This is a genomic window from Geobacillus stearothermophilus ATCC 12980 (assembly GCF_030369615.1).
In the GTDB taxonomy this organism is placed as follows: domain Bacteria; phylum Bacillota; class Bacilli; order Bacillales; family Anoxybacillaceae; genus Geobacillus; species Geobacillus stearothermophilus.
Genome location: NZ_CP128494.1, coordinates 2,822,159 through 2,831,741, shown reverse-complemented (window position 1 = coordinate 2,831,741; position 9,583 = coordinate 2,822,159). Strand labels below are relative to the sequence as shown.

At 51.9% G+C, this 9,583-nt stretch carries 10 protein-coding genes; all 10 read left to right on the top strand.

The genetic code is table 11. The annotated features are described in order from the left end of the window. The first annotated feature begins 490 nt into the window (after positions 1–490). The 10 genes from rpmH (at position 491) to QSJ10_RS15300 (ending at position 9,550) form a co-directional block, all read left to right on the top strand. On the top strand, positions 491–625 hold the full coding sequence (rpmH, locus tag QSJ10_RS15345) for a 50S ribosomal protein L34 (protein ID WP_020961658.1): 135 nt from the start codon (positions 491–493) through the stop codon (positions 623–625). Positions 626–704: 79 nt separating this feature from the next. After that, complete coding sequence (rnpA, locus tag QSJ10_RS15340; RefSeq protein ID WP_033014243.1) at positions 705–1,064, top strand: ribonuclease P protein component; 360 nt, start codon at positions 705–707, stop codon at positions 1,062–1,064. 81 nt (positions 1,065–1,145) lie between these two features. Then, the gene (gene spoIIIJ / locus QSJ10_RS15335) at positions 1,146–1,910 is read left to right on the top strand and encodes a YidC family membrane integrase SpoIIIJ (RefSeq protein ID WP_033014244.1); all 765 of its coding nucleotides are present in this window, start codon (positions 1,146–1,148) and stop codon (positions 1,908–1,910) included. Then, on the top strand, positions 1,907–2,563 hold the full coding sequence (gene jag / locus QSJ10_RS15330; RefSeq protein WP_033014246.1) for an RNA-binding cell elongation regulator Jag/EloR: 657 nt from the start codon (positions 1,907–1,909) through the stop codon (positions 2,561–2,563). Before spoIIIJ ends, jag begins: the two co-directional genes overlap by 4 nt. A gap of 222 nt (positions 2,564–2,785) precedes the next feature. Continuing rightward, a complete protein-coding gene (gene mnmE, locus QSJ10_RS15325) occupies positions 2,786–4,174 on the top strand; it encodes a tRNA uridine-5-carboxymethylaminomethyl(34) synthesis GTPase MnmE (RefSeq protein ID WP_033014247.1) in 1,389 nt (462 codons plus the stop codon). A 17-nt stretch (positions 4,175–4,191) separates the two neighbouring features. Next, positions 4,192–6,081: a tRNA uridine-5-carboxymethylaminomethyl(34) synthesis enzyme MnmG gene (mnmG, locus tag QSJ10_RS15320; RefSeq protein ID WP_053532723.1), complete on the top strand. Its 1,890-nt coding sequence runs from the start codon at positions 4,192–4,194 to the stop codon at positions 6,079–6,081. A 23-nt stretch (positions 6,082–6,104) separates the two neighbouring features. Beyond that, a complete protein-coding gene (gene rsmG / locus QSJ10_RS15315) occupies positions 6,105–6,821 on the top strand; it encodes a 16S rRNA (guanine(527)-N(7))-methyltransferase RsmG (RefSeq protein ID WP_033010847.1) in 717 nt (238 codons plus the stop codon). Positions 6,822–6,962: 141 nt separating this feature from the next. After that, the gene (noc, locus tag QSJ10_RS15310; protein ID WP_033014250.1) at positions 6,963–7,808 is read left to right on the top strand and encodes a nucleoid occlusion protein; all 846 of its coding nucleotides are present in this window, start codon (positions 6,963–6,965) and stop codon (positions 7,806–7,808) included. A gap of 127 nt (positions 7,809–7,935) precedes the next feature. Then, entirely contained in the window at positions 7,936–8,697 is a 762-nt protein-coding gene (locus QSJ10_RS15305) for a ParA family protein (protein WP_033010849.1), read from the top strand. Then, entirely contained in the window at positions 8,690–9,550 is an 861-nt protein-coding gene (locus tag QSJ10_RS15300) for a ParB/RepB/Spo0J family partition protein (RefSeq protein WP_033014251.1), read from the top strand. Before QSJ10_RS15305 ends, QSJ10_RS15300 begins: the two co-directional genes overlap by 8 nt. The last annotated feature ends 33 nt before the right edge of the window (positions 9,551–9,583 follow it).

Genomic DNA, 9,583 nt, shown 5'->3' with positions numbered 1-9,583 from the left:
CCGTTGCCCCTCCCTTTTAATTCAGAGGATAATCATTTGTTTAAAAAAATAAGTTTGTGGAAAAGATATATTAAGGAAAAAAGACGGCTTTTCGACAAAACCCACCAACTGTGGACAACATTATAAACAAGATGTGAAAAAACATATCCACAACCTATCCACAAGTGTGGATATGTTTTTTTATCCACACAGTTATCCATTGTCGACCATAGTGAAAACACAATAATAATAGCAAATAAAACGGCTTGTTGCAACGGAATTTTTTGATTATCCACAAAACGGACAGGTTGTGAAAAAAACGTTATCCACACCGTTGCGTATGTGAAAAAAATGTCGATAAATGTTGTGGATTGTGGTTGAGGACAGAAAAATTTATCCACATCAAGGCCGCCTCAAGAAAAGAGAAAGGGGCGGTTGACATTTGCTGAGATTGTTCAATATAATGAGAAAGACTGCCCGTAACAGTTATTCCTTCAGGGAGGTGTCATAGATGAAACGGACGTATCAACCAAATAGACGGAAGCGCAGCAAAGTGCACGGGTTCCGCGCGCGCATGAGCACGAAAAATGGGAGAAAAGTATTGGCGCGCCGCCGTCGCAAAGGAAGAAAAGTATTGTCTGCATAATAGGCCACTGAAGCTTCAGTGGTCTTTTTTCTCAATGTTTTGGCGGCGGGAAACTAGGCAAATGGAGTGTTTTAGGGGCATGAAAAAAAAATATCGCATCAAAAAAAACGAGGAATTTCAAGAGGTGTTTCAGCAGGGCGTCTCGGTGGCGAACCGCCAGTTTGTTGTCTACACGCTTGACCGTCCTGAGCAGCCTTATTTTCGCATTGGGCTGTCAGTCAGCAAAAAGCTTGGCAAAGCGGTTGTCAGAAACCGGATCAAACGATACGTCCGCCAATGCTTTCTTGAATTGAAAGAAGAGGTCGCCCCTGGCAAGGACTATGTCATTATTGCCAGGCAGCCTGCGGCGGAAATGGGCTACGCGGAAGTGAAAAAAAGTTTGATCCATGTGCTGCGGAAAGCCGGGGGGCTGAAAAAGGAGGCTGAACGCCGGATTTAGCCTGAAAAAACGCTCTCACAAGGGCGGAAAAAGATGATAAAATACATACAGTGAACTTGTACATGTGGGAGGAAAAAGAAGGTGAAAAGGCGAATACTATTCATTGCTTTGATCGGTGCATTGGCTGCCATGCTGGCCGGATGCACGGAAATCAATCAGCCGATCACTCCGGAAAGCAAAGGATTTTGGAATGAGTATATCGTTTATCCGCTCTCCTGGCTGATCAAATATGTGGCCGGGCTGCTCGGCGGAAGTTTTGGGTTGTCGATTATTGTCGTCACTATTTTAATCCGTTTGTTGATTTTGCCGCTGATGATCCAACAGACGCGCAATGCCAAAGCGATGCAAGCGCTTCAGCCGGAAATAGAGGCGTTGCGTAAAAAGTACAGTTCGAAAGACGCTCAGACACAGCAAAAGCTCCAGCAGGAAATGATGCTCTTGTTCCAAAAGCACGGGGTCAATCCGATGGCCGGCTGTTTGCCGATTTTAATCCAAATGCCGATTATAATCGGTTTTTACCACGCGATTATGCGGACAAGGGAAATTGCCCAACAAAATTTTTTATGGTTTGACCTTGGCGAAAAGGATCCGTATTTTATTTTGCCGGTCATTGCCGGGGTGACGACGTTTATCCAGCAAAAGATCATGATGGCCGGCTCCGCTCAGCAAAATCCACAAATGGCGATGATGCTTTGGATGATGCCGATTATGATCGTCATTTTCGCGATCAACTTCCCAGCTGCTTTGTCGCTTTACTGGGTCGTCGGAAATATTTTCTCCATTGTGCAAACGTATCTCATTAAAGGGCCGGAGATTGCCGCCCATTCAGGAGGAGCGAAAAAGTGAAAGAAGTGACCGCGACTGCCCGGACAGTCGAAGAGGCGGTGCAGTTGGCGCTCGCGCAGCTTGGCGTGCCTCGAGAGCGTGCGGTTATTGTTGTGATCGACGAAGGGAAAAGAGGTTGGTTTGGCTTGTTTGGCGGCCGGCCGGCGGTTGTCAAAGCGGTGTTGAAAATGGATCCGGTTGAGGAGACGGTGCGCTTCTTGCAGCAAGTCATTGCGCATATGGGAGCGGAAGAGGCATACGTCGAAGCTGTCCGCTGCGGCAAGCAAGTGACGCTCCACATCCATGGGGGGCCGGTCGGTTTGTTGATCGGCAAACACGGCCAAACTTTAAATGCTCTCCAGTTTTTGGCGCAGCTTGTTGCCAATCGCCATGCGGAGGAATATGTGTCGATTGCGGTTGACGTGGAGCATTATCGTGAACGAAGGGAAAAGGCGCTTGTGGAACTGGCGCACAAACTGGCAGCTCAGGCGGTCAGGACAGGCAAAGAAGTGAGGCTGGAGCCGTTGCCCGCCCATGAACGCAAAATCATCCATGCTGCGTTGGCCGGCCATAAGCATGTCTCTACCTATTCGGTTGGAGTTGACCCGCACCGCCTTATTGTTGTTTCCCCGATAACAAGCAAAAAATCGCCAACGAAAAGGACGCCCCTCTAACGAATGTGGAGGAGGCCTCTTTTTTTGCCCTCTTTCGCTTGTGTACTTGCGGCTGCGCGAAAATGGGCCAGCAATATATTTTTCCACAGCGGGGCTGAGCGTGCCATATTGTTATTCACATGTGGATAAGTTAAAATTGAACTAAACAACTATGCACAGGGAGCATGCGGCTGAGAAAGGCTGTGGATATAGAAGAAACGGAGAAAAGCGAGGTGAAAAGCGGTGACACAATTGGATACGATTGCCGCCATTTCAACGCCGATGGGCGAGGGGGCGATCGCCATCGTCCGGCTGAGCGGAGATGAGGCGGTGGAGATCACTGACCGGCTGTTTCGGAGCCCGAGCGGGAAGCGGCTGAAAGACGTCCCGTCGCATACGATCCATTACGGGCATATTGTCGACCCGAAAAGCGGCCGGGTCGTCGAAGAAGTGATGGTGTCGGTCATGCGGGCGCCGAAAACATTTACACGCGAGGACGTGGTGGAAATTAACTGCCATGGCGGATTTGTTTCCGTCAACCGCGTTTTGCAGTTAGTGCTCGCCAACGGAGCGCGGCTTGCCGAGCCGGGCGAGTTTACGAAGCGGGCGTTTTTAAACGGGCGCATTGACTTGTCCCAAGCGGAGGCGGTCATTGACTTGATTCGAGCGAAAACGGACCGGGCCATGAATGTCGCCTTGCAGCAAATGGAGGGGCGTCTTTCCAAGCTCATCCGCGAGCTGCGGCAGACGATTTTGGAGACGCTGGCGCATGTTGAAGTGAACATCGATTATCCCGAATACGATGATGTCGAGGAGATGACGCCGCGGCTGCTAAAGGAGAAGGCGCAATATGTGCGCCGGCAAATTGAAAAGCTTTTGTCGACCGCCAATCAGGGGAAAATTTTGCGCGAAGGGTTGGCCACGGTCATTATCGGACGGCCGAACGTCGGCAAGTCTTCGCTGTTAAATGCGCTCGCCCATGAAAATCGGGCGATCGTCACCGATATCCCGGGGACGACGCGCGATGTCATTGAGGAGTATGTCAACGTCCGCGGCGTGCCGCTCCGCTTGATTGATACGGCCGGTATCCGGGAAACGGAAGATGTTGTCGAACGAATCGGCGTCGAGCGCTCCCGGCAAATGTTGAAGCGGGCCGATTTAATTTTGCTCGTTTTAAACTACCACGAACCGCTGACAGAAGAAGATGAACGGCTGTTTGCGATGACGGAAGGGATGGATGTCATCGTCATTGTGAATAAGACCGATTTGCCCAAGAAGATTGACATGGAGCGCGTGAACGAGCTGGCGGCCGGCCGTCCGGTTGTGGCGACGTCGTTGTTGCGCGAACAAGGAATTGATGAATTGGAACAGGCGATTGCTGACTTATTTTTCGGCGGCGAACTGGAAGCCGGCGATTTAACATACGTCTCCAACTCCCGCCATATCGCCTTGCTCGAGCAGGCGAAACAGGCGATTGACGATGCCTTGGCCGGCATTGACGCCGGCATGCCGGTCGATCTTGTGCAAATCGATTTGCGCCGGGCGTGGGAGCTGCTTGGCGAAATCGTGGGTGATACAGTGCACGAAAGTTTGATTGATCAGCTGTTTGCTCAATTTTGTTTAGGAAAATAAGCAAGGAGGAAACAAGCATGGATTACCAAGGAGGATCGTATGACGTCATCGTCGTCGGCGCCGGCCATGCTGGCTGTGAAGCGGCATTGGCAGCTGCGCGCATCGGGGCGAAAACGCTCGTCATCACCCTTAACCTTGATATGATTGCGTTCATGCCGTGCAACCCGTCGATCGGCGGCCCAGCGAAAGGGATCGTCGTGCGTGAAATCGACGCTCTCGGCGGGGAAATGGGAAGAAACATCGATAAAACATACATTCAAATCCGGATGCTCAACACCGGGAAAGGCCCGGCCGTGCGCGCGCTGAGGGCCCAGGCTGATAAAGTGCTGTACCAGCGGGAAATGAAGAAGACGCTTGAAAGGCAGGAAAACTTGACGCTGCTGCAGGGCAAAGTTGAGCGGCTCATCGTGGAAGACGGCGTCTGCAAAGGCGTCGTTACGCAAACGGGGGCTCATTATTACGCCAAGGCGGTCGTCATCACAACCGGGACGTTTTTGCGCGGGGAGATTATCATTGGCGACATTAAATATTCGAGCGGACCGAACAATCAGCAGCCGTCGATCAAGCTGTCCGAGCATTTAGAGGAGCTTGGGTTTAAGCTCGTCCGCTTTAAAACGGGCACGCCGCCGCGCGTCAACAGCCGGACGATCGATTACAGCAAAACGGAAATTCAGCCGGGCGACGAAGAGCCGCGGGCGTTTTCGTACGAGACGACAACATACATCACGGATCAGCTGCCGTGCTGGCTGACGTACACGACGGAGGAAACGCACCGAATCATCGATGAAAATTTGCATTTGTCGCCGATGTACTCCGGCATGATTAAAGGAACCGGACCGCGCTATTGCCCATCGATCGAAGATAAAGTCGTTCGGTTCCATGACAAGCCGCGCCATCAAATTTTCCTCGAGCCGGAGGGGCGGGAAACGGAAGAAGTGTACGTGCAAGGACTGTCAACGAGCCTGCCGGAACATATTCAGCGCAAGCTTCTTGAAACGATTCCGGGGCTTGAGAAAGCGCAGCTCATGCGGGCGGGATATGCGATCGAGTACGATGCGATCGTGCCGACCCAGCTCTGGCCGACGCTCGAGACGAAGCTTGTGAAAAACTTGTATACCGCAGGGCAAATCAACGGTACGTCCGGCTATGAAGAAGCGGCGGGCCAAGGCATTATGGCCGGCATTAACGCCGCCCACCGTGCGCTCGGCCGCGAGGAGATCATTTTAAGCCGTTCGGACGCCTATATTGGCGTCTTAATCGACGACTTGGTGACGAAAGGGACGAACGAGCCGTACCGCTTGCTCACCTCGCGCGCTGAATATCGGTTGTTGCTCCGCCACGACAACGCCGATTTGCGCCTGACCGAGCTCGGCTATCGGATCGGCCTCATTTCCGAAGAGCGGTATCAAAAATTTTTGGCGAAAAAAGAGGCGATCGAGCGGGAGAAAAAGCGGCTGCAAACGGTGATCATCAAACCGACGCCAAAAGTGCAGGAAGTCATCCGCGAAGCGGGCGGAAGCGAGCTGAAAGACGGCATCCGCTCCGCTGATTTGCTCCGGCGTCCGGAAATGACGTATGAACATATTCGAAAACTGGCGCCGGCGGACGAGGACATCGCTCCGGAAGTGGCCGAGCAAGTCGAAATTCAAATCAAGTACGAAGGCTACATCCAAAAATCGCTGCAGGAAGTCGAGCGGCTCAAAAAAATGGAAAACAAAAAAATCCCGGAAGATATCGATTACGACGCCATCCAAGGGCTGGCGACCGAGGCGCGGCAAAAACTGAAGCAAGTGCGGCCGCTCTCAATTGCCCAGGCATCGCGCATTTCCGGCGTCAATCCCGCCGATATTTCGATATTATTAGTGTATTTGGAACAAGGAAGAATCGCGCGCGTGTCGAATGAATAAATCATGAGGGAAAGGATTGGCATATGGAGGCGACACAATTTCAATCCATGCTTGAAGAGAGAGGGATTTCCCTTTCTTCCCGGGCGCTTGCGCAGTTTGAGCGCTATTATGAACTGCTTGTGGAATGGAATGAGAAAATGAATTTGACTGCCATTACGGACAAGCCCGGCGTCTATGTAAAGCATTTTTTTGATTCGGTTTCTCCGGCTTTCTATTACAATTTTTCCGCGCCTATATCGCTTTGCGATGTAGGCGCCGGGGCGGGGTTTCCGAGCATTCCGCTCAAAATTTGCTTTCCGCAGCTGCGCATCTCGATCGTCGATTCGCTGCAAAAGCGCATCCGCTTTTTGGAGCATCTCGCAGCAGAGCTGGAACTTGCGGATGTAGCGCTGTACCATGACCGCGCCGAGACGTTCGCCCGCCAAAAGGGGATGCGCGAATCGTTCGATGTCGTCACGGCTAGAGCGGTGGCGCGCATGCCGGTGCTTGCTGAACTTTGTCTTCCGCTTGTGAAGACAGGCGGTACATTCATTGCGATGAAAGCTGCCTCAGCGCCGGAAGAGCTGAAAGAGGGGGAGAAGGCAATTTCTGTGCTTGGCGGGGAGGTGGCGGCGGTGGAAACGTTCATGCTGCCGTTCGAAGAGGGCGAACGGACGATCATTTTCGTCCGCAAAACGAAAAAGACGCCGGCTCGATATCCGCGCAAGCCGGGAATGCCGAGCAAACAACCGATTCAATAAAACCCCTTGCAGACGGCGCGGGGGTCCGTCCCTCCGCTTTGCGTCCTATGCCAAGGGAAACAAAAGACGGCCTAAAGCAGCGGCGTATGCCGGGCAAAACAGAGAATATCGGCCAAGTATGTCCAAAGGTGGTGTAGGGGGATGAAGCATACGTTTTCGCGCTTGTTCAGCTTTGGAGAAAAAGAGCAAGAAGAAATGGGAGAAGACAAAGACCGGGAAGAAGTGCGCCATATTCCCATTTCCAGCATTATTCCAAACCGTTTCCAACCGCGCGCTGTGTTCGATGAGGAGAAAATCGATGAATTGGCGTTGACGATCCGCACGCATGGCATTATTCAACCGATCGTTGTGCGTGAATGCGGAAACGGCCAATTTGAAATCATTGCCGGCGAGCGGAGATGGCGGGCGGTGCAAAAGCTTGGCTGGACGGAAATCCCCGCTATTGTGAAAAACTTAAACGACAAAGAAACCGCCTCCGTCGCCCTCATCGAAAACCTACAACGCGAGGAATTGACGCCGATCGAAGAGGCGATGGCGTACGCCAGGCTGATCGAGCTGCACGATTTGACGCAGGAGGCGCTCGCCCAGCGCCTTGGCAAGGGGCAATCAACGATCGCCAACAAGCTGCGTCTCCTAAAACTCCCTCAGGAAGTGCAAGAGGCGCTGTTGCAGCGGACGATCACTGAGCGCCACGCACGCGCGTTAATTGTGTTGAAAGATAAAGAGAAACAGCTGAAACTGTTGCAAGAAATCATCGACAAACAGCTCAACGTCAAGCAGACGGAAGACAGGGTCGTCAAGATGCTCGAGGCTGGCGAGCGAAAGCCGAAGCCGAAACGGAAGGCGTTCAGCCGCGATATGCGTATCGCCGTCAACACGATCCGCCAATCGCTCTCCATGGTGGAAAACAGTGGCGTATCCGTCCATTCCGAAGAAGAGGAATTTGACGATTACTATCAAATTACGATTCGCATCGCGAAAAAATAATCATCAAGTCGCCTTTTGCCTCATCAAGCGTAGCTGATGGGGTTTTTTTCTTTCAGAAAACAAAGTCATTTTCCTTTTTTCATGGTAAAATAGAATTTACGAGTAAGGAATAGAGGTAGGTGGCACCGTGGGCAAAGTCATTGCTATTGCAAATCAGAAAGGCGGAGTCGGAAAAACGACAACAGCTGTCAACCTGTCGGCCTGTTTGGCGCATCTCGGAAAAAAAGTGCTGCTCGTTGACGCCGATCCGCAAGGAAACGCGACAAGCGGCATCGGCATTGAAAAAGGCGATGTCGACGAATGCATTTATAATGTCATTATTGGCGATATGAAGGCGAAAGAGGTCATTCGGCCGACGAACATTGAAAACTTATATGTCATCCCGGCGACGATCCAACTTGCCGGTGCAGAAATTGAGCTTGTTTCGGTCATTTCCCGAGAAATCCGGCTCAAAAATGCGCTTGAGCCGCTGAAAGCCATGTACGACTTTATCATTATCGATTGCCCCCCTTCGCTAGGGCTGCTGACGCTGAATGCGCTGACGGCGGCCGATTCCGTCATGATTCCCGTCCAGTGCGAATATTATGCGCTTGAAGGGCTCAGCCAGCTGCTGAACACGATTCGGCTTGTGCAGCGCCACTTAAACTATAATTTGCGCCTCGAAGGCGTCTTGTTGACCATGCTCGATGCGCGGACGAATTTAGGGTTGCAAGTCATTCAGGAGGTCAAAAAGTATTTTCGCGAAATGGTGTACGAAACGATCATCCCGAGAAACGTGCGGCTGAGCGAAGCGCCAAGCCACGGCAAGCCGGTGATTTTGTACGATGTCAAATCGCGGGGGGCGGAAGTGTATTTAGAGTTGGCGAAGGAGGTGCTTGAGCGTGGCTAAAGGTCTTGGCAAAGGCATTAATGCGCTGTTTCACAACCTCGAACTCGACGGAAAAGAGGGAGTGGTGCAGGAGGTCAGCATTCATGTCCTTCATCCGAATCCATACCAGCCGCGGAAAACATTTCAGCCCGAAACGATCGAAGAGTTAAAACAGTCCATTTTGCAGCACGGCATTTTGCAGCCGCTCATCGTCCGCCAGTCGGTCAAAGGGTTTGAAATTGTCGTCGGCGAGCGGCGCTACCGGGCGGCAAAAGAGGCGAACCTGCAGTTTGTGCCGGTCGTCGTGCGCGAACTGACCGATGAACAAATGATGGAGTTTGCCCTTTTGGAAAACTTGCAGCGCGAAGATTTGAACCCGATTGAAGAAGCGATGGCTTATAAAATGTTGATGGACAAACTGCATCTGACCCAGGAGGAAGTCGCCAGCCGCGTCGGAAAGAGCCGCCCGCACGTCGCCAATCATGTGCGCCTCTTGTCGCTTCCTCCCGACGTGCAAAAACTGCTTGCCGATGGAACGCTGTCAATGGGCCATGGACGTGCGCTGCTCGGGCTGAAGCAAAAAAGCAAAATGAAGTTCGTGATCGAGAGGATTGTCCGCGACGGGCTGAACGTCCGCCAGCTCGAGAAACTGATCCGGCAAATCAACGAAAATGTTTCACGTGAAACATCGAAACGGAAACCGCCGGAAAAAAGCGTGTTTCTCCGTGAGAGCGAATCGCTGTTGCGCGAAAAATTCGGCACAAACGTCACGATCAAACAGACGAAGAAAAAGGGGAAAATTGAAATCGAGTTTTTTTCTCCGGAAGACTTGCAAAGAATATTGGAACTGCTTGATGTGCAGTTCGACGAGTAGAGCGGTCTGGCAATAAGGGCCGGTTTATTTTTG

Bases quoted from the DNA above. Each gene is read 5' to 3' on its own strand.
- rpmH (WP_020961658.1), top strand. From the start codon at position 491: ATGAAACGGACGTATCAACCAAATAGACGGAAGCGCAGCAAAGTGCAC.
- rnpA (WP_033014243.1), top strand. From the start codon at position 705: ATGAAAAAAAAATATCGCATCAAAAAAAACGAGGAATTTCAAGAGGTG.
- mnmG (WP_053532723.1), top strand. From the start codon at position 4,192: ATGGATTACCAAGGAGGATCGTATGACGTCATCGTCGTCGGCGCCGGC.
- rsmG (WP_033010847.1), top strand. From the start codon at position 6,105: ATGGAGGCGACACAATTTCAATCCATGCTTGAAGAGAGAGGGATTTCC.
- noc (WP_033014250.1), top strand. From the start codon at position 6,963: ATGAAGCATACGTTTTCGCGCTTGTTCAGCTTTGGAGAAAAAGAGCAA.